The sequence below is a fragment of the Candidatus Mycobacterium wuenschmannii genome, from assembly GCF_030252325.1.
Lineage (GTDB): Bacteria > Actinomycetota > Actinomycetes > Mycobacteriales > Mycobacteriaceae > Mycobacterium > Mycobacterium wuenschmannii.
In genome coordinates, this window is the sequence record NZ_CP126981.1 from 4901903 (window position 1) to 4920183 (window position 18281).

18 protein-coding genes and 1 riboswitch are annotated in these 18281 nt (G+C 68.7%); of the genes, 8 read left to right on the forward strand and 10 right to left on the reverse strand.

The annotated features are described in order from the left end of the window. Nucleotides 1-5 precede the first annotated feature (5 nt). The 3 genes from PT015_RS23650 to PT015_RS23660 form a co-directional block, all read right to left on the reverse strand. Nucleotides 6-1808 carry an acetyl-CoA carboxylase biotin carboxylase subunit gene (locus PT015_RS23650; protein ID WP_285187684.1) on the reverse strand — a complete coding sequence of 601 codons (1803 nt, stop codon included), beginning with the start codon at nucleotides 1806-1808 and terminating at the stop codon, nucleotides 6-8. 103 nt (nucleotides 1809-1911) lie between these two features. After that, complete coding sequence (locus PT015_RS23655) at nucleotides 1912-2337, reverse strand: SufE family protein (RefSeq protein WP_285187685.1); 426 nt, start codon at nucleotides 2335-2337, stop codon at nucleotides 1912-1914. After that, nucleotides 2337-3239, reverse strand: coding sequence for a sulfurtransferase (locus PT015_RS23660; protein ID WP_285187686.1), 903 nt, complete (start codon nucleotides 3237-3239; stop codon nucleotides 2337-2339). Before PT015_RS23660 ends, PT015_RS23655 begins: the two co-directional genes overlap by 1 nt. 70 nt (nucleotides 3240-3309) lie before the next feature. On the opposite strand from PT015_RS23660, the gene PT015_RS23665 reads away from it, so the two are divergent. Next, entirely contained in the window at nucleotides 3310-4020 is a 711-nt protein-coding gene (locus PT015_RS23665; protein WP_285187688.1) for a DUF6199 family natural product biosynthesis protein, read from the forward strand. Here PT015_RS23665 and PT015_RS23670 read toward each other — a convergent pair. Genes PT015_RS23670 through PT015_RS23680 form a run of 3 tightly spaced genes read right to left on the reverse strand, consistent with a single transcriptional unit; the run spans nucleotide 4017 to nucleotide 6546 of the window. Next, nucleotides 4017-4661 (reverse strand): Maf family protein, encoded by a 645-nt coding sequence (locus tag PT015_RS23670; protein ID WP_285187689.1) that lies wholly within the window; start codon nucleotides 4659-4661, stop codon nucleotides 4017-4019. The two genes, PT015_RS23665 and PT015_RS23670, sit on opposite strands and share 4 nt — an antisense overlap. Continuing rightward, a complete protein-coding gene (locus tag PT015_RS23675; protein ID WP_285187691.1) occupies nucleotides 4658-4909 on the reverse strand; it encodes an acyl-CoA carboxylase subunit epsilon in 252 nt (83 codons plus the stop codon). Before PT015_RS23675 ends, PT015_RS23670 begins: the two co-directional genes overlap by 4 nt. Then, complete coding sequence (locus tag PT015_RS23680) at nucleotides 4906-6546, reverse strand: acyl-CoA carboxylase subunit beta (RefSeq protein WP_285187693.1); 1641 nt, start codon at nucleotides 6544-6546, stop codon at nucleotides 4906-4908. The genes PT015_RS23675 and PT015_RS23680 overlap by 4 nt, the downstream gene beginning before the upstream one ends. 163 nt (nucleotides 6547-6709) lie before the next feature. Here PT015_RS23680 and PT015_RS23685 point away from each other — a divergent pair, with 163 nt between their 5' ends. Genes PT015_RS23685 through PT015_RS23695 form a run of 3 tightly spaced genes read left to right on the forward strand, consistent with a single transcriptional unit; the run spans nucleotide 6710 to nucleotide 9211 of the window. Further along, nucleotides 6710-7876 carry a GGDEF domain-containing protein gene (locus PT015_RS23685; protein WP_285187694.1) on the forward strand — a complete coding sequence of 389 codons (1167 nt, stop codon included), beginning with the start codon at nucleotides 6710-6712 and terminating at the stop codon, nucleotides 7874-7876. 3 nt (nucleotides 7877-7879) lie between these two features. Further along, nucleotides 7880-8683, forward strand: coding sequence for a biotin--[acetyl-CoA-carboxylase] ligase (locus tag PT015_RS23690; protein WP_285187695.1), 804 nt, complete (start codon nucleotides 7880-7882; stop codon nucleotides 8681-8683). A 9-nt stretch (nucleotides 8684-8692) separates the two neighbouring features. Then, the gene (locus tag PT015_RS23695; RefSeq protein WP_285187696.1) at nucleotides 8693-9211 is read left to right on the forward strand and encodes a PH domain-containing protein; all 519 of its coding nucleotides are present in this window, start codon (nucleotides 8693-8695) and stop codon (nucleotides 9209-9211) included. Here the strand turns inward: PT015_RS23695 and PT015_RS23700 are convergent. Further along, nucleotides 9166-9822, reverse strand: coding sequence for a GtrA family protein (locus PT015_RS23700; RefSeq protein ID WP_285187698.1), 657 nt, complete (start codon nucleotides 9820-9822; stop codon nucleotides 9166-9168). The genes PT015_RS23695 and PT015_RS23700 overlap by 46 nt on opposite strands. A gap of 77 nt (nucleotides 9823-9899) precedes the next feature. Between PT015_RS23700 and PT015_RS23705 the strand changes: the two genes are divergently transcribed. The 4 genes from PT015_RS23705 to PT015_RS23720 all read left to right on the forward strand — a co-directional run bounded on the left by PT015_RS23705 (nucleotide 9900) and on the right by PT015_RS23720 (nucleotide 15501). Continuing rightward, entirely contained in the window at nucleotides 9900-11102 is a 1203-nt protein-coding gene (locus tag PT015_RS23705) for a 5-(carboxyamino)imidazole ribonucleotide synthase (RefSeq protein WP_285187700.1), read from the forward strand. Then, nucleotides 11099-11614: a 5-(carboxyamino)imidazole ribonucleotide mutase gene (gene purE, locus PT015_RS23710; protein ID WP_285187702.1), complete on the forward strand. Its 516-nt coding sequence runs from the start codon at nucleotides 11099-11101 to the stop codon at nucleotides 11612-11614. Before PT015_RS23705 ends, purE begins: the two co-directional genes overlap by 4 nt. 35 nt (nucleotides 11615-11649) lie before the next feature. Beyond that, the gene (locus PT015_RS23715; protein ID WP_285187703.1) at nucleotides 11650-12819 is read left to right on the forward strand and encodes an acyl-CoA dehydrogenase; all 1170 of its coding nucleotides are present in this window, start codon (nucleotides 11650-11652) and stop codon (nucleotides 12817-12819) included. A gap of 63 nt (nucleotides 12820-12882) precedes the next feature. Then, nucleotides 12883-15501 (forward strand): helix-turn-helix transcriptional regulator, encoded by a 2619-nt coding sequence (locus tag PT015_RS23720; RefSeq protein WP_285187704.1) that lies wholly within the window; start codon nucleotides 12883-12885, stop codon nucleotides 15499-15501. On the opposite strand, the gene PT015_RS23725 is transcribed toward PT015_RS23720, so the two are convergent. Genes PT015_RS23725 through PT015_RS23730 form a run of 3 tightly spaced genes read right to left on the reverse strand, consistent with a single transcriptional unit; the run spans nucleotide 15502 to nucleotide 18025 of the window. Then, on the reverse strand, nucleotides 15502-16281 hold the full coding sequence (locus PT015_RS23725) for a DUF2127 domain-containing protein (protein WP_285187705.1): 780 nt from the start codon (nucleotides 16279-16281) through the stop codon (nucleotides 15502-15504). Nucleotides 16282-16316: 35 nt separating this feature from the next. Next, nucleotides 16317-16700, reverse strand: coding sequence for a PPW family C-terminal domain-containing PPE protein (locus tag PT015_RS24780; RefSeq protein ID WP_390887892.1), 384 nt, complete (start codon nucleotides 16698-16700; stop codon nucleotides 16317-16319). A gap of 2 nt (nucleotides 16701-16702) precedes the next feature. Further along, nucleotides 16703-18025 (reverse strand): PPE family protein, encoded by a 1323-nt coding sequence (locus tag PT015_RS23730; protein WP_390887893.1) that lies wholly within the window; start codon nucleotides 18023-18025, stop codon nucleotides 16703-16705. Nucleotides 18026-18117: 92 nt separating this feature from the next. Further along, a riboswitch (cobalamin riboswitch) is annotated at nucleotides 18118-18259 on the reverse strand. Between the last annotated feature and the right edge of the window lie 22 nt (nucleotides 18260-18281).

Below are 18281 nucleotides of genomic sequence, written 5' to 3' on the forward strand. Positions count from 1 at the left end.
CCGAGCTACTTGATTTCGGCGAGCACCGTGCCCTGAGTGATGGCGGCGCCGGGCTCGACGGCCAGGCCGGTGATCACACCGTCCTTGTGCGCGGTGACCGGGTTCTCCATCTTCATGGCCTCCAGCACCACGACCAGGTCGCCGGTCGACACCTCTTGGCCCTCTTCGACGGCCACCTTCACGACGGTGCCCTGCATCGGCGCGGTCACCGCGTCACCTGACGCGGCCGCGCCGCCGCCGGCACCGCGCTTGCGCGCCTTCGGCTTCTTGCGGATCGCGCCGACGGAATCGGTCGCGGGACCGCCGCCACCGCCCAGCGCCAGGTCACCCGGCAGCGACACCTCGAGGCGTCGGCCACCGACCTCAACGACGACGGTCTGCCGCGGCAGGTTCTCGTCTTCATCGATGGGCACACCGCCGGTGAACGGCTCGATGGTGTTGTCCCACTCGGTCTCGATCCAGCGGGTGTGCACGGTGAAGCCGTTGTCGTCGCCGATGAACGCCGGGTCGGAGACGACGGCGCGGTGGAACGGGATGACGGTCGCGAGGCCTTCGACGTGGAACTCGGCCAGCGCACGACGCGAGCGGGCCAGCGCCTCTTCGCGGGTGGCGCCGTACACGATCAGCTTCGACAGCATGGAGTCGAACTGGCCGCCGATCACCGATCCGGCCTCGACCCCGGAGTCCAGCCGCACGCCGGGGCCGGTGGGGATGTCGTAACGGGTGACCGGGCCGGGCGCGGGCAGGAAGCCGCGACCGGCGTCCTCGCCGTTGATCCGGAACTCGATGGCGTGTCCACGCGGGGTCGGGTCCTCGGTGATGTCCAGCTTCTCGCCGTTGGCGATCTTGAACTGCTGCAGCACCAGGTCGATGCCTGCGGTCTCCTCGGTCACCGGGTGCTCGACCTGCAGGCGGGTGTTGACCTCGAGGAAGGAAATCAGGCCGTCCTGGCCGACGAGGTACTCAACCGTGCCGGCGCCGTAGTATCCGGCCTCCTTGCAAATCCGCTTAGCGGACTCGTGGATCTCCTTGCGCTGCGCGTCGGTGAGGAAGGGCGCGGGGGCCTCCTCGACCAGCTTCTGGAAGCGGCGCTGCAGCGAGCAGTCGCGGGTGCCGGCGACGACGACGTTGCCGTGGGTGTCGGCGATGACCTGGGCCTCGACGTGGCGCGGCTTGTCCAGGTAACGCTCGACGAAGCACTCGCCACGACCGAACGCGGCGACCGCCTCGCGGGTCGCCGACTCGAACAGCTCGGGGATCTCCTCGATGGTGCGGGCCACCTTCATGCCGCGGCCACCACCACCGAACGCGGCCTTGATCGCGACCGGTACGCCGTACTCCTTGGCGAAGGCGACCACCTCGTCGGCGTCCTTGACCGGGTCGGGGGTGCCGGGCACCAGCGGCGCCTGCGCCTTGGCGGCGATGTGGCGCGCGGTGACCTTGTCGCCGAGGTCGCGGATCGACTGCGGGCTCGGCCCGATCCAGATCAGGCCGGCGTCGAGGACGGCCTGGGCGAAGTCGGCGTTCTCCGACAGGAAGCCGTAGCCGGGGTGGATCGCGTTGGCGCCGGACTTCTCGGCGGCGTCGAGCAGCTTGCCGAAGTCGAGGTAGGACTCGGCCGACGTCTGGCCGCCAAGGGCGAACGCCTCGTCGGCGAGCTTCACGTGCGGGGCGTCGGCGTCGGGCTCGGCGTACACCGCCACGCTGGGCAGTCCCGCGTCCTTGGCCGCGCGGATGACCCGCACCGCGATCTCACCGCGGTTGGCGACAAGAACTTTCGAGATCGTCGAGCTGGCGTGACTGGCCACTTCGCCTCCTGGTGCGCACGTCTTCGTGTTGTCTAAGAGAAATTCTTACAAGTCGTTTCCGGGGTAGCTTATGCGGCGCGCCGTGAGAGGCGAGACCCGGTGTCTACTTCGACGCGGACTCCCGCAGTCGCCGCTTGATTCGGGCCAGCATCGCCGACATTCCGCGCAGCCGAAGGGGGCTGATCAACTCCGCCAAACCCAGATCGCTGTAGAAGTCCTCGGGCACCGCGAGGATGTCGGCGGCGGGCTGCTCGTCGAGACCGGTCGCCAGGATCGACGCGAAACCGCGGGTGGTCGGGGCCTCGACGGGCGCACTGAAATACAGCCGTACGCGGTCCGGGTCGTCGGCGTCGACATGGAGGAACAGCGGTGACTGGCACTCCGGCACCGGCTCCATCGCGGCCTCCTCCAACGAGGACGGCAGCGCGGGAAGCTCGTCGGCGAATTCCAGCAGCAGCCTCAGCTTGTCCTGGCCTTGGACTTCGGCGAAGTCGGAGAGCACCTCGGCCAGCGGTGCGGGCATGCTCATCAGGCCGGGACGGCGCCCGCGGCTTGGCCAGGTTCCGAGCCGGCGACGATCGGCACCCGCACCGCGTTGCCCCACTCGGTCCACGAGCCGTCGTAGTTGCGCACGCCGGGGACGCCCAGCAGATGGGTCAGCACGAACCAGGTGTGACTGGATCGCTCGCCGATGCGGCAGTAGACGATGGTCTTGTCGTCCGGCTCGATGAAGCCGTAGAGCTCCTCGAGTTCGGCTCGGCTGCGGAAGCGGCCGCTGTCGTCGGCGGCCTTGGCCCACGGGATGGAGCGCGCCGACGGGATGTGGCCGGCGCGCAGCGCGCCCTCCTCCGGGTAGTCGGGCATGTGGGTGCGCTTGCCGGTGTACTCGTCGGGGGACCGCACGTCGATCAGCGGCCCGGTGCCCAGCGCCGCGAGCACGTCGTCCTTGTAGGCGCGGATCGGGGCGTCGTTGCGCTCGACGACCGGATAACCGGACGACGCCCGGTTCGGGACGTCGAGCGTGGTGTCGCGCCCGTCGTGGATCCACAGGTCGCGTCCGCCGTTGAGCAGTCGCACATCGGGGTGACCGAACAACGTGAACACCCACAGCGCGTAGGCGGCCCACCAGTTGCTCTTGTCGCCGTAGATGACGACCGTGTCGTCACGCGAAATCCCTTTGCGGTCCATGAGTTCCGCGAACTGCCGGCCGTCGATGTAGTCGCGCACGCGCGGGTCGTTGAGGTCGGTGTGCCAGTCGATCTTGACCGCGCCGGGAATGTGGCCGACGTCGTAGAGCAGCACGTCCTCGTCGGACTCGACGATGGCGAGTCCGGGCCGGCCCAGGTTGCCGGCCAGCCAGTCGGAGGTGACCAGCCGTTCCGGGTGGGCGTAGGCGCTCAGCGTCGGGCTGGGATCTGCTGGTAGTGGCACGTTGTGAGCCTACCTGCCGGCGCGAAGTTGCCGATGGGGCTGCGGGTCTGTCCGTCTTACGATTTCGTGCGTGGCCCTTGCGATTGTGATGCTGCTGATCTTCGTCCCGCTCGGGCTGGTCATGATCTTCAAACCGAAGCCGATGTGGTGGGCGCTGTCGTCGTGGAAGTTCAAGAATCCCGAAGCCAACGAGCCCAGCGAGGCCGGCTACCTGATGACGCGATTGAGCGGCATCATGACGATCGGCGTTGCCATTTTCTTGGTGATGCTGACCGCGCGCACGCCGAGCCAGCGATTCGCGCCGCCGGTGCGGTCGACGACGCCGACGAGTCCAACGGCGACCAAGACCTATGCGCCGCAGGATCGTGGCGAGATCCCGATAGTGGGCTACCAGTTGATGGCTACCAACAAGGGTAAGCAGTACCTCACCATCTCCTACCTGACACCCCAGGATGCCGATGCCGTTGCCGGAGGGATGAACACCGCCCCGAACCGGGGGTGCGAGGTGGTGCAAACAGTCAACGGGATCGGAACCGGCACGGTCACCGTCGATCTGAGGTTGTCCTGGTCGAACCCGAACGGCTACTACACGGCACGCGACGACGAGCGCTGTCGGGTGACAGGCCGCTGGTCGCCGTACGGGGCCAGCACGATGGTCAGTACTGAAATCGACCCGGCGGCAAGCGTTTTCACGAACGGCGACATCGTGAACTACGAGGGCCAGGTCGTGGCCAAGGCGGCAGCGGGCAACGCCGTACCGAAGCTGGCCGGCACGCCCTAGCCTGCGACCGGGTTGCCCGCCCACAGGTCGGCGATCGAGACGCCGACGCGCTGCAGCAGCGCCCGGGTCTGCGGCAGACTCAGGCCGATCACATTGGACGGGTCGCCCTCGATGCGGTCGACGAACCAGCCGCCCAGCCCGTCGATGGTGAATGCGCCTGCGACGCCGAGGGATTCGCCGCTGGCCAGGTAGGTGTCCAGGTCGGCCGCCGTCGGCGTCGCGAAATGAACTGTGGTGTAGAAGGATTCGGCCGCCTGGGTGGTCAGGCCGTCGAGCAGTCGGATCAGGCAGTGCCCGGTGTGCAGCTGGCCGGACCGGCCGCCCATCGACTGCCACTCCCGGCGCGCCGCATCGATCGACGCGGGCTTGCCGGCCAGTCGCCCGTCGATGTAGAGCATCGAATCACAGCCGATGACAACGCAATTCGCGGCCACGTCGGCGTCAAGCAGCGTCACGACGTGCTCGGCTTTCGCTTGCGCGAGGCTGAGCACCACATCACCTGGGGCGGCTCCAGTGCCCAGAGCGGCGATGATCGCATCCTCGTCGACGCCGGAGACCACGACAATTGGGTCGACCCCGGCCTGGCGCAGCACTCGTCGTCGACCCTCGGACGCCGACCCGAGGACGAGGCGAGGAGTCACCGACCCCGTAAGTGGGCCCGCTGCTGCAGGCTCATGCGCTGCCAGCTGTGGACGGCGTAGCGCAGCTTGTCGACAGGCATTCCCCACCGGGAGAACTCCGGCTCGCCCTGGACGCCCGGCCCGCCGGACGCGCCGGCCAGCACCGCGATCAGCGCGGCGACCTCGACGTCGGTCGGGTTGCCCTTGACCACCTGGATGTGCGGTGCCTGCGCCTGCTCGGCCTCGGGGGCCGCGTTTTCGTCCGTCATAGCGGAATGTTCCCGTGCTTCTTCGGCGGCACCTGAGCGATCTTGCGCTCGAGCAACCGCAGCGCCGTGCCGATGTAGCCGCGGGTGTGCGACGGCGGGATCACCGCGTCCACGTAGCCGCGCTCGGCGGCGATGTACGGGTTGACCAACGTGTCCTCGTACTCCTGCTGCAGCTCCAGCCGCAGCGCGTCGACGTCCTCGCCGTTGGCGGCGGCCTCCTTGAGCTTCTGCCGGTAGACGAAGCCGACCGCGCCCGAGGCGCCCATCACCGCGATCTGCGCCGTCGGCCAGGCCACGTTGACGTCACAGCCCATATCCTTGGACCCCATCACGCAGTACGCGCCCCCGTAGGCCTTGCGGGTGATCACGGTGATCTTGGGGACGGTGGCCTCGCCGTAGGCGTACAGCAGCTTGGCGCCGCGGCGGATGATGCCGTTGTATTCCTGGCCGGTGCCCGGCAGGAAGCCCGGCACGTCGACCAGCATGACGATCGGGATGTTGAAGCAGTCGCAGGTGCGCACGAAACGGGCGGCCTTTTCGGAGGCGTTGATGTCCAGGCAGCCGGCGAACTGGGTGGGCTGGTTGGCGACGATGCCCACCGTCCGGCCCTCGATGCGGCCGAACCCGACGACGATGTTCTGGGCGTAGCCCTCCTGGATCTCCAGGAACTCGTCGTCGTCGAGGATCCGCCGGATCACCTCGTGCATGTCATACGGCTGGTTGGCCGAGTCCGGGATCAATGTGTCGAGCTCGAGGTCTTCCTCGGTGAGGTTGTCCTCGATGGCGCCCTCGGGGATGGCCGCCGGATACCGGGGCGCGTCGGTGAAGTTGTTCGGCGGCAGGTAGCTGAGCAGGTCGCGGACGTAGTCGAGGGCGTCCTGTTCGCCGGAGGCGACGTAATGCACCGTGCCCGACTTGGACATGTGGGTGTGCGCGCCACCCAGTTCCTCCATCGTGACGTCCTCGCCGGTGACGGTCTTGATGACGTCGGGTCCGGTGATGAACATCTGGCTGGTCTGGTCGACCATGATGACGAAGTCGGTGAGCGCGGGGGAGTAGACGTGGCCTCCCGCGGCGGCACCCAGGATCAGCGAGATCTGCGGGATGACGCCGGAGGCCAGGATGTTGTTGCGGAAGATCCGGCTGTAGAGGCCGAGCGAGACGACGCCCTCCTGGATCCGGGCGCCGGCGCCGTCGTTGATGCCGATCAGCGGGCGGCCGGTCTTGACGGCCAATTCCTGGACCTTGACGATCTTCTCGCCGTAGACCTCGCCGAGGCTGCCGCCGAAGACTGTGGCGTCCTGGCTGAAGACGCAGACGTCGCGGCCGTCGATGGTGCCGTAGCCGGTGACCACCCCGTCGCCGAGCGGCCGGTTCTTCTCCAGCCCGAAGTTGGTGCTCCGGTGGCGGGCCAGCGCGTCGAGTTCGACGAACGAGCCCTCGTCCAGCAGCGCGGTAATGCGTTCGCGCGCAGTGAGTTTGCCCTTTTCGTGCACTCGCTCGACGGCGGCCTCACCGACCGGGTGTAGCGACTCTTCACTGCGCTTGCGCAGTTCGGCAAGCTTGCCCGCAGTGGTGTGGATGTCGATCTCGTGCTCGGCGTGTGCCTCGACCGAAGTATCGGAGGTGCTCGTCATGGCTGCGATCTTAGCGGTCCCTTAAATTCCGGCCCTCACCCCGCACCCGCGACGCGACGCCGTGTCCGCGGACCGGATGTTTGGTTGTGCTGACCAGCGAAGGTAATCTTCGTCACTTGTCACCTTGTTTGTCCCATGTGGGATCAGGGTCGGAGGAACGCCCGTGAAGTCGGAGAGCGCACGCCTGCTGCGACAGTGGTGGGACGAACCTGGCGACTACAGCTGGGTGGTCGAGTTCTATCGGCGACGCGGCCTGATGAAAGCGCTCCGCGGGGCCAATGTCGCCGGTGGTGTGGTGACTGCGCTGGGCACGGTCTACCTCTATTTCGAAGACCTGATTCAGCCCCACTGGCTGAGTCACGCGATAGTCGCCTGGATGGTGGTCAGCTCCGTGGGCTGGGCACTGTATTGGTGGTTCTTCCCGTGGCCGAGCGCGCGGCAGGCGGCGCTGTTATTCGCGTTCGCCGACGTCGGCGTCGCGATCGCGACCGGTCTGCACGCCGACCCGCTGGCGGCGCTGAGCACCACGCCGCTGTTCGCCCTGCCGGGCGCATGCATCATGTTCTACTTCGGGGCGCGCACCAATGCCGCGCACATGGCCTTCGCGTCAGCGACGATCCTGTCCGCGGCGACGTGGCTGGCGCTCTCCGATCGCCCGGACTCGATAGCGGTGGCGTTGGCCAAAGGACTCGTCGCTCTCACCGTCGCGGTCGCGATCCTTCCCCCGATCCACTTCGGCTTCTGGCTGATCCGCAGCAACTCGATCGAGTCGCTCACCGACCCGCTCACCGAGTTGGCCAATCGCCGCGGGCTGGCGAACTACCTGGACCGCAAGCTCGACACGTTGGCCGCGTCGTCACAGCCGTTGTGCGTGTTCGTGATCGACCTCGACGGGTTCAAGAACATCAACGACATCTACGGCCACAAGATCGGCGACACCGTGATCGCACGGACCGCCGACCAGATCCGCATCGCGGTCGGCCCATCGGCGTTCGTCGCGCGCACCGGAGGCGAGGAGTTCGTCGTTCTCGACCTGCTGACCCTGCAGTCCGCGGCCGGCATCGCCGAGCGCATGCGCGCCGCGATCGAGGCGCCGGAGACGCCGAAGGCCACCGCGAGCATCGGGGTCGCGACCGGTGACATCGACACCGTCGCGGCCTTTGAGGCAATTCACGCCACCGCCGACGAGACGATGTACGCAGCAAAGCGCAACGGCGGCAACCGCATTGCGCTGGCCGGTGCGATCGACGGCGTGGCTCAAGACGGCGTGAAGGACGAAATACCCTTCCGACCAACGGGTCTCACCGAGCAAACCGAGATCGGCGCCTGACGGATGGAGTCGCGCGCGCCGCTGGATGCCGCCGCCCTGAGCGACGGTCTCGTGGGACCCGGCCTGCCGTGGCGCGAGCTCGACGTCGTCGCCGAAACCGGCTCCACCAACGCCGATCTGCTCGCGCGAGCCGAAGCAGGCGCGGACATCGACGGTTCGGTGTTACTCGCCGAATACCAGAGCGCCGGCCGCGGCCGGCATGGTCGCCAGTGGTCGGCGCCTCCGCGGACTCAGGTCGCGCTGTCGGTCGGGGTGGCGGGTGCCTCGGTACCCCGCCCGGGCTGGGGGTGGTTGACGCTGGCCGTTGGCGTCGCCGTCGCGGACGCGTTGGCGGCGGTGGGCGTCGATGCGGGCCTGAAGTGGCCGAACGACGTGCTGGTCGGTGACGGCAAGCTCGCCGGGATCCTCGCCGAGGTGGCCGCGCCGTCGCCGACGATCGTCGTCGGCCTCGGCCTGAACGTGACGCTGACCGCCGACGAGGCGCCGGACCCGCGGGCCACCTCACTACTGATGCTCGGATCGCCGGCCACCGATCGAAACGCATTGGTGCGCAGCATACTTCGCGAGATCGCGAGGCGGGTGGAGCAATGGCGAACCGCCGGCGGCGCTGACGCGGCGCTGCTCGCCGACTACCAGCGGCACAGCCTGACCCTGAACTCCCGGGTGCGGGCGAGCATGCCTGGCGACCGCGAAGTGGTCGGCGTGGCCAACGCGATAGACGAGACCGGGCGGTTGTGCGTCGACACCGGCGCAGACGTGGTGGCGATATCTGCCGGAGACATCACGCACCTGCGTCCCAGCGTTTAAAGTGCCAGCGTGGGCTACCCAGACAATGTGTTGGCCGGTGACGAGCAGGTCGTCTTGCATCGTCACCCGCACTGGAAGCGGCTGTTCTGGCCGGTTGCCGTCCTGATCCTGGCCAGCGCCGCGGCGTCGTTCGGGTGCGCGGTGGTCAACGGCACCGCCTGGGACCACAGCGCCAAGCAGGTGGTGTTCTGGGTCATCGGGGCGGTCTGGCTGGTGCTGCTCGGGTGGCTGACGCTGTGGCCGTTTTTGGACTGGCTCACAACGCATTTCGTGATCACCGATCGCCGGGTGATGTTCCGGCACGGGGTGCTCAGCCGCAGCGGCATCGACATTCCACTGGCCCGCATCAACAGCGTGGAATTCCGGCACCGGCTGATCGACCGGATACTGCGCACCGGCACGCTGGTGATCGAGTCGGCGTCACAAGACCCGTTGGAGTTCCACGACATTCCGCGCGTGGAACAGGTCCACGCGCTGCTGTATCACGAGGTTTTCGACACCCTCGGATCCGAGGAATCGCCGAGTTGAGTCTCCCGGCGGCGTGAGCGCCAGGCCCGCATCAGCGTGACGTTGCCGGACTCTTCGACGTCTTCGAAGACTTCGGCGATGCCGCCCGCGGTGAGCGCCGACTCCAGCGCCTTGTCGCCGCTGCGCGCCGAGGAGTCCGGGAACACCCAGCGTCGGAACGCCCAGAAGCGGAACGCCATCTGCAGCAGGTTGCCGATGATGTAGGCGGAGATGAAGTCGGCGATGTTCTCCGCGGTCAGTGACACCGCCGGTACCCGTAGGTTCAGCACGTAGCTGGAGACCCACAGCGGCGCCATGCTCAGCAGCACGCCGACCCCGCTGAACGCGAAGAACAGCAGCGCCTCGTGGTGACGCTCGCGGCCACCACGGTCGCGGAAGCTCCATTCCCGGTTCAGGATGTAGGACGCGATCACCGCGACGATGCCGGCGATGACCTTCGCGGTCACCGGCTTGGGCTCCAGGATCGTCAGCTTCAGGGTGTAGAAGATCGCCGAGTCGATGACAAACGTCGTCGCGCCGACGATCGCGAACTTGATCAGCTCGTGATGACGCTCGGCGTAGGGGCGGATCGGCCCCGGCAGTCGGGCGATCGTGGCATCGGCAAAGGACACAATGACGGAGTGTACGTACTAGTGGTTAAGGGTGCTCTGTGACTGTGTTCTACGACTCATCTAGCGGCCATGACACCATGATTGCCGTGCGGAAGACCCCGAACGCTGCGCCCACGGTCGCCATGGTCGGTGGCGGCCAGCTCGCCCGGATGACCCATCAGGCGGCGATCGCGCTGGGCCAGACGCTGCGGGTGCTTGCCGAATCGGACGCCGACCCGGCCGCCCAGGTCAGCCCCGACGTGGTGATCGGCTCGCATACCGACCTCGACGCCCTGCGCCGGGTCGCCGAGGGCGCGACGGTCGTGACATTCGACCACGAGCACGTGCCCTCGGAGCTGCTGGAGAAGTTGGTCGCCGAAGGCATCGATGTGGCGCCGCCGCCCGAGGCGCTGGTGCACGCGCAGGACAAGATCGTCATGCGGCGACGCCTGGAGGCCCTCGGCGCCCCGGTGCCGCGTCACGCGGCCGTCGAGAACGTCGACGAGGTGGAGGCGTTCGCCCAGCTGGTGGGCGGCCCCCTCGTGGTCAAGGCCAGCCGCGGCGGCTACGACGGCCGCGGCGTGCGGATGGCGGCCGACGCCGCCGAGGCCCGCGAAATCGCCGGTCAGTATCTGGATTCTGGTGTGCCGGTGCTGCTCGAGGAGCGGGTCGCGATGCGCCGCGAGCTCTCCGCGCTGGTGGCACGCTCACCGTTCGGACAGGGCGCGGCCTGGCCGGTCGTCGAGACGGTCCAGCGCGACGGCATCTGTGTGACGGTGATCGCGCCGGCCCCGGACCTGCCCGACGACGCCGCCGCCGCAGCGCAGCGGCTGGCCCTGGGTCTGGCGGCCGACCTCGGCGTGGTTGGCGTGCTGGCCGTGGAACTGTTCGAGACCGCCGACGGGCGGTTGCTGGTCAACGAGCTGGCGATGCGCCCGCACAACTCCGGGCACTGGACCATGGATGGCTCGCGGACCAGCCAGTTCGAGCAGCACCTGCGGGCCGTGCTGGACTACCCGCTCGGCGACACCGACGTGATCGCCCCGGTGACCGTGATGGCCAATGTCCTCGGGGCCGCGCACGCGCCTGCCATGGCGATGGACGAGCGGTTGCACCATCTGTTCGCGCGGATGCCCGACGCTCGGGTGCACCTGTACGGCAAGGACGAGCGGCCGGGCCGCAAGATCGGTCACATCAACTTTCTCGGTCAGGACGTCGCGGCTCTGCGTGAACGCGGCGACCTGGCGGCACACTGGTTGTCACACGGTGAGTGGACGGACGGATGGGACCCGCACGCATGAGTAAGCCTGTTCGCGTTGGCGTGATCATGGGCAGCGACAGCGACTGGTCGGTGATGTCCGACGCAGCGGATGCTCTGGCCGAGTTCGACATCGCCCACGAGATCGGGGTGTATTCGGCGCATCGCACCCCGCAGCGGATGCTCGACTACGCGCAGCAAGCCGCCGATCGCGGCATCGAGGTGATCATCGCCGGCGCCGGGGGCGCGGCCCACTTGCCCGGCATGGTGGCCTCGGCGACGCCGCTGCCGGTGATCGGCGTCCCGGTACCGCTGGCCAAGCTGGACGGCCTGGACTCGCTGCTGTCGATCGTGCAGATGCCGGCCGGGGTTCCGGTGGCCACGGTGTCGATCGGCGGCGCGCGTAATGCCGGCCTGCTCGCGGTGCGCATCCTCGCCGCGTCCGATGCCGCCCTGCGCGGGCGGGTCGTGGCTTTTCAGAAGGAGTTGGCGGAGTCGGTGCTGGCCAAGGATTCGGCTCTGCAGCAGCGTCACGGTAAAGTTACCGGCGAGTAGCACCCGCGGTCGGGCAGAAAAGAGGGAGGCCAGCAATGGCGCAGTGGGCCGGAGATTCGTCGTTCGATCTGTTCCAGTTGCCGGACGAGCACAACGAGTTGCGGGCGGCGATCCGCGCGTTGGCCGAAAAGGAGATCGCGCCGCACGCCGCCGACGTCGACGAGCAGTCGCGCTTCCCGGAGGAGGCGCTCAAGGCGCTCAACACGTCCGGCTTCAACGCCGTGCACGTACCCGAGGAGTACGGCGGTCAGGGCGCCGACTCGGTGGCCGCCTGCATCGTGATCGAGGAGGTGGCGCGCGTCGATGCTTCCGCGTCGCTGATCCCCGCCGTCAACAAGCTGGGCACCATGGGACTCATCCTGCGTGGCTCCGAAGAATTGAAGAAGAAGGTGCTCCCGACGCTGGCCGAGGACGGCCTGATGGCGTCCTACGCGCTCAGCGAGCGCGAGGCCGGCAGCGACGCGGCGGCGATGAAGACCCGCGCGAAGGCCGACGGCGACGACTGGATCCTCAACGGCGCCAAAGCGTGGATCACCAACGGCGGCAAGTCATCCTGGTACACCGTGATGGCCGTGACCGACCCCGACAAGGGCTCAGGCGGCATCTCGTCGTTCATCGTGCACATCGACGACGAGGGCTTCACCATCGGCCCCAAGGAGAAGAAACTCGGCATCAAGGGCTCGCCGACCACCGAGCTGTACTTCGAGAACTGTCGCATCCCCGGCGACCGGATGATCGGCGACCCGGGCACCGGCTTCAAGACCGCACTGGCGACGCTGGACCACACCCGGCCCACGATCGGTGCGCAGGCCGTCGGCATCGCGCAGGGCGCGGTCGACGCCGCGATCGAATACACCAAGGACCGCAAGCAATTCGGCAAATCCATCAGCGACTTCCAGGGCGTGCAGTTCATGCTCGCCGACATGGCGATGAAGGTCGAGGCCGCACGGCTGATGGTCTACAACGCCGCCGCCCGCGCCGAGCGCGGCGAGGGCAACCTCGGCTTCATCTCGGCGGCCTCGAAGTGCTTCGCCTCCGACGTGGCGATGGAGGTCACCACCGACGCGGTACAGCTCTTCGGCGGCGCCGGATACACCATCGACTTCCCGGTGGAGCGCTTTATGCGCGACGCCAAGATCACCCAGATCTACGAGGGCACCAACCAGATTCAACGCGTAGTGATGTCGCGCGCGCTGCTGCGCTGATTCTGGACGAATGTGCAGTTGGCAAGCGTCCGCGTGCCGGTGGCGTTACAGTCGCACTGCATCATGTCCCCTCTGGTGAATGCCTTGCTGGAACGCGAGGCGCCATTGGCGCAGCTGACCGCGCCGGCGCGCCGCGTCGCGCGCGGCGGTCCCGGGGAAGTCGTGCTGCTGCGGGGTGAGGCCGGCGTCGGCAAGACCGCGCTGCTGGCCCGGTTCGCCGATCAACTCGAGCCGCCGCTGCGGGTGCTGCGCGGTTGGTGTGACCCGTTGGGGACACCACGCCCGTTGGGTCCGCTGACCGACACGCTGTCGGGCTTGGACGCGGGTGCCGAGGCCGTGTTGGCCGCCGCGGTCGACTCGGGCGACACCGCACGGATCTATCGACAATTGTTGGCCGCGTTGGGCAATGGCGGTCGCTGGGTGTGGGTGATAGAAGACGCCCACTGGGCCGACGGCGCCACGCTTGACCTGGTGCGATTCCTGTCGCGGCGAATCGGCGCGCTGCGCCTGCTGCTGGTGATCTCGTTCCGCGACGACGAATTGACGCCGACCCATCCGCTGGCGGTGACGCTGGGCGACCTGTCGAACTGCGACCGTGTGCACCGAATCGAGTTGGCGGCGTTGAGCGTGACGGCGGTCGCGACGCTGGCTGCCGGCAGCGGGGTGAACGCCGCTCAGCTGCACTCGGTGAGCGGCGGCAACCCGTTCTTCGTCACCGAGGTGCTGGCGGCGGGGCCGACCGCGCTGACACGGGAAGCGTTGCCGCGCAGCCTTTCCGAGGCGGTCTGTGGCCGACTTGCCAAGCTGTCGGCGCCGGCTCGCGACATCGCGCATGCGGTCGCGGTGTGCGGTCCCCGCACCGACATCACCCTGCTGGATCGGATGTGCCCGGGTGCCCGCCCGGCCCTGCATGAATGCCTCGGCGCCGGGGTGCTGGTCGCCGACGGGGACCACATCCGGTTCCGTCACGAGCTGGCCCGCCGGGCCGGCCGGGCGCAGATTCCCGACTTCGACCGCATCGAGTTGCACCGCCGCGCCCTGACCGTCCTGGCCGAATCGCCGGCCGATCCGAACACGCTGGCGGCGTTGGCCTTTCACGCCGACGAGGCCGGTGACGACGATGCGGCGGTCCGCTACGCGATTGCCGCGGCCGAGCGGGCCGCGGCACTGGGCGCCAACCGGGAGGCGGCGAGCCTCTACGCGCTCGCCCTTCGGCGGGCGGCCGCGACCGACGACGAGCGCGTCGGCTGGCTCGAGCGACACGCCTTCGCGTGCTACCTGAGCGGGCAGGCCGACCCGGCGGTCGTTTCGCTGCGCGAGGCAATCGAGTTGCGCCGCAAGCTTTCCGACCCGATCGCCGAGGGCGACGACCTGCGTTGGCTGTCGCGGCTGCTGCAGCCGCTGGGGCGCGCCGCCGAGGCGATCGAGGCCGCGCATGCATCGCTGCGGCTGCTCGAAGGCCTCGGCCCGTCGCCGCAGTTGGCGTGGTCGCTGATAAACATGGCCCACATCAGTGCGCTCGCCCTGGACCCGTCCTGCGCCGATTACGCCATGCGGGCGCACGCATTGGGCCGCGAATTACGTGATGCGGGAGTCGATGTGCGGGCTCGCGGGTACCTGGCGCTCACCACGGTGTTCAGCACCGGCGCCGGCTGGGAGGAGTTGGAAGCGGTCTGGCACGAAGCGTTGTCGGCGCCGGGGCTCGAAGAGCACGCCGGGGTGCTCGGCGTGCTGATCTACTGGTACGCGGTGCTGCGCTGCGAATTGGCCCGCGCTGACAGCTATGTGGAGCAGGCCATGCGGTTCTGCGACGACCACGACCTCGACATGTTCAGCTCGCTGCTGACGTCGGCGGCCGCGCTGGTCGCGTTGCATCGCGGCGACTGGGATCTCGCCGCCGCCACCGCGGAGCAGATTCTGACCCGGCCCGAACTCAGCCCGCAGCACCGGATTCTGCCGCTGGTGGCGCTGACCCTGCTGCGGGCGCGGCGCGGCCAGTCACCGGCGGTCGCGGTGGTGGCCGAGGCCGTCAACGGCGCGGCACCGGGCGATGTGGTGCATCTCGGCGTGGTGTGGGCGGCGCGGGCCGAGGTGGCCTGGCTGGCCGGCGACGACGAACGGGCCGTCGCAGAGGCCCGCGCAGGGCTGGCCGCGGCCGGTGAGCACGCCGACCCGTGGTTGCTCGGAAGCCTGCGTCGTTGGATCCATTTGTCCGGCAGGCCGATTGATGCCGTCGAGGGCGACGCGCCCACCCCGTTCGACCTGGAGATCCGCGGCGACTGGGCGGCCGCCGCCCGGGAGTGGGCCGACCGCGGCTGCGCCTACGACGCTGCCCTGGCCAGGCTCGGTGGCGACATGCCCGCGGTGAAACAGGCGCTGGAGACCTTCCGCGATCTCGGCGCCAAGGCCGCCGCGCGGCGCGCCCAGCAGCGGGTGGCCGGCCTGCGCGAGCCGGCACCGCGAACAAGGCAGGCGGACAAGCTGTCTGACCCGCACGCGCTGACCGGGCGGCAACGCCAGGTCTTCGATCTGCTGGCCGCGGGACTGAGCAACCCGGGGATCGCCGCCGAACTACACATCAGCCCCAAGACCGTCGGCCACCATGTCGAGGCGATCCTGGCGAAGCTGGGCGTGCAGAACCGCACCCAGGCGGTCGCGCACGTGTTGCAGCCCGAGTCGTAGTCAGGCCGTTGCGCCCGAGGCGATTCCGCTCAGCCCTGCGGTCTCGACGCTGAGCAGGCTCTCCGCCTCGTGATCCGCTCGGTAGGCCTTGCCGCCACCGTTCAGGCCGAACAGCCGTTTGCTCCACAACAGCCACACCACCGCGACGATATTCACCACCAGCGCGAAAATCCTGAGGGCGGTGATCTTTTCGGTGATCTCGTAGATCTCCAACGGCAGGAAGACACTGGTGGCGATCACCGCGAAGTACTCGCCCCAGCGTTGCATCAGCCAGAGCCCGACCGCCTCGATGAGTTCGATCAGCGCGTAGCCGACCAGGCCGATCGCTATCCACTGCAGCGTCGACGACGACAACGCGAAGGCGTGGGTGATCTGGTGAACGAGCTTCGAATGCTTGGGATTCCAGCCGATCTGGTCGGCCAGCGGCTTGAGCAACGGCATGTCCTTGTCCAGCACGCGCTGCCAATGCTCGCGTGATCCGCTGAACTTGAGCACACCGGCGGCCACCACCAGGAAGATCACCGCACGAAATGCGCGCTCGACGGCGAGCAAACGCATCAACGTGCGGTCGCGCAGGAACCGCCCGCGGGGGATCTCCGGTGCGGTGTTCGCCGGCCCGCGGCGTCGCGGCGGACCCACCACGAACGTTTCGCACCGCAGGCACCGCCACGCCTCACCCACCGGGGTCTCGACCGTCAAGCGTTCGCGTAGCTCCGGCTCGTCCGGAGCAAAAGTCGCGTGCCCACGCAATCCGCACGAGCGCAGCGCAAAATCCACCATGGCTGCACGCTACAGCGACCTGCCGCCCGGCGGCCTCAGTCGACGTCCGGGTTCCACGTCCCCGGCAGCATGGGCACCGTCGAGTCGCCGCCGTACTGGTCCCTGGTCAGCGTGGCCAACCCGCCCGGTTCGGTCGTGCCCGCGCGGGCGGCGCTGCCGGCGAACCCGAGCGGGCCGGCGCCGCTGTCCGACGCGGTCACCGTCAGATCCTGGTCGATATCCATGTACTCGTAGCCGCGGCCGATCATGGTGGCCTTCGAACGCCGGCGACGCTGCACCGGCTGCTTGTCCTCGAGAGCCGCTGCCGCAGCGGGTATTTCGGCATCGTCGACGGCGGTCTCGGCGACGCGCTTGCTGGCACCCCTCGCGGCCTGGGAGGCGAGGCCAAGGTCGCCGACCATGTACATGTACGCGGGCATCGTCACGCCCGTCGGGCCCGCCGGCGTGGGTGGGGAGGCGGCGTGGGCGCCGTGACCGGGGCGTGCGCCACCGTCACGGGGGCGGCCGCGGGGGCCATCGGTGCGGGCGCGGGCGGCGGCGGCGGGGTAGGGGCCATCGCGAAGGCGGGAGCCAAGATCGGCGCGGTGGGCGGCGGCACCAGACCCGCCAGGCCGGCCAGGCCCGCGAGTCCCGCCAGCCCGGCCGGGGCGGCGGCCAGCGGAACCAGGGCGGCCGTGGCCGGCAGCAGGGCGGGCAGCAGTGGGATCAGCGTCGATTCGAGGATGTAGTGCAACACCTGGATGGTGTTGCCGATCGTCGACCCGACGATCTCGACCAGCGCCAACGGTGCCACCAGGATCAACGCCTGCGGATTGACCGCGGCGGTGTAGACGATCGCCAGCAGGTCATCGATGATGACGATGCTGGTGAAGGCGATGTAGGACCCCGGATCCAGCGGTACCGACAGCACGTAGGCGAGGCTGAACGGATTGAGGTAGCTCAGCGGGTTGCCGGTGTAGGCCAGCCACGACCCCGGTACCCCGATCGGCGGCAACCAGGACGGGTCGAGTCCCTGAAGCCACGCGCCAATGGGGTCGTTGACCCCGGTGTAGCCGATCTGGTTGAAGAAGTCGAGTAGCTGCTGGTAGAGCGGGAAGTCGCCGGTGTTCGGGTACGGCGGCTGCGGGAACAGGCCTTCCAGATATTGCTGCAGTTGGGTGAACCACGCTGGCGGCGCCGACGGAGTCGTGGCATCGGCCGCCGAGGCCTTCATGATCACCGGTGCGGGTTGCGAGTGCGGCGCCGCCGCGACCGCCGCGTCCGAGACGCCCTCGTAGGTGGCCATCACCGTCGCGGCCTGCACCCACATCCGGACGTAGTCGGCCTCGTTGAGTGCGATCGGAATCGTATTGATGCCAAAGAAATTCGTCGCCGACAACACCGCATGCGTGGTGTGGTTGGCGGCCAGTTCGCCCAGGGTCGGCATCGCGGCCAGCGCGGCGGTGTAGGCGGCTGCCGCGGTCTCCTGCTCGGCGGCGATCGCGGCGCTGTTCGCGCTCTCCTGCGCCAGCCACGCCAGGTACGGTGCGTGCGTCGCCGCGTAGGACTCGGCGCTCGGGCCCTCCCAGCCGCCGGCCAGTACGCCGTCCAGCACCGCGGTCAGTTCGGCCGCGGCCTCGGTGTATTCGGTGCTCAACGTCGTCCAGGCCTGCGCGGCCGCGAGCAGCGACGCCGGCCCCGGCCCGCTGCTGAGCAGCGTCGAGTGCACCTCAGGTGGCGCCGCCATCCAGATCGGGGCGGTCATTTTCGGCCGCCGAGAAGTGAAGTCAACAACCGCGCCATGGGAGACCCTCGCTCTCGGGGTCGACCGCCCCGGGTTGCAGGATGCGAGGACGTGAGTCTCCTGGCTCTCGGATCGCTGCTTGCCTCGCCTTCCGGCCGGGTGGCCGTGGCTGGTGAGGGTCGCTCCCCGATGACAGTGGCGGGACCGCGCCGGATTTGCACCGGCTTCCTCTGTCGTCATCGCCTAACGGGATGATTTTGCCACACCGGCGCCGGTA

What these genes read in the sequence shown, in the direction of transcription:
- PT015_RS23655 (WP_285187685.1), bottom strand. Translation starts at nt 2,337, where the DNA reads ATGAGCATGCCCGCACCGCTGGCCGAGGTGCTCTCCGACTTCGCCGAA.
- PT015_RS23675 (WP_285187691.1), bottom strand. Translation starts at nt 4,909, where the DNA reads ATGACGGACGAAAACGCGGCCCCCGAGGCCGAGCAGGCGCAGGCACCG.
- PT015_RS23680 (WP_285187693.1), bottom strand. Translation starts at nt 6,546, where the DNA reads ATGACGAGCACCTCCGATACTTCGGTCGAGGCACACGCCGAGCACGAG.
- PT015_RS23690 (WP_285187695.1), top strand. Translation starts at nt 7,880, where the DNA reads ATGGAGTCGCGCGCGCCGCTGGATGCCGCCGCCCTGAGCGACGGTCTC.
- PT015_RS23705 (WP_285187700.1), top strand. Translation starts at nt 9,900, where the DNA reads ATGATTGCCGTGCGGAAGACCCCGAACGCTGCGCCCACGGTCGCCATG.
- purE (WP_285187702.1), top strand. Translation starts at nt 11,099, where the DNA reads ATGAGTAAGCCTGTTCGCGTTGGCGTGATCATGGGCAGCGACAGCGAC.
- PT015_RS23715 (WP_285187703.1), top strand. Translation starts at nt 11,650, where the DNA reads ATGGCGCAGTGGGCCGGAGATTCGTCGTTCGATCTGTTCCAGTTGCCG.
- PT015_RS23720 (WP_285187704.1), top strand. Translation starts at nt 12,883, where the DNA reads ATGTCCCCTCTGGTGAATGCCTTGCTGGAACGCGAGGCGCCATTGGCG.
- PT015_RS23725 (WP_285187705.1), bottom strand. Translation starts at nt 16,281, where the DNA reads ATGGTGGATTTTGCGCTGCGCTCGTGCGGATTGCGTGGGCACGCGACT.
- PT015_RS24780 (WP_390887892.1), bottom strand. Translation starts at nt 16,700, where the DNA reads ATGCCCGCGTACATGTACATGGTCGGCGACCTTGGCCTCGCCTCCCAG.
- PT015_RS23730 (WP_390887893.1), bottom strand. Translation starts at nt 18,025, where the DNA reads ATGACCGCCCCGATCTGGATGGCGGCGCCACCTGAGGTGCACTCGACG.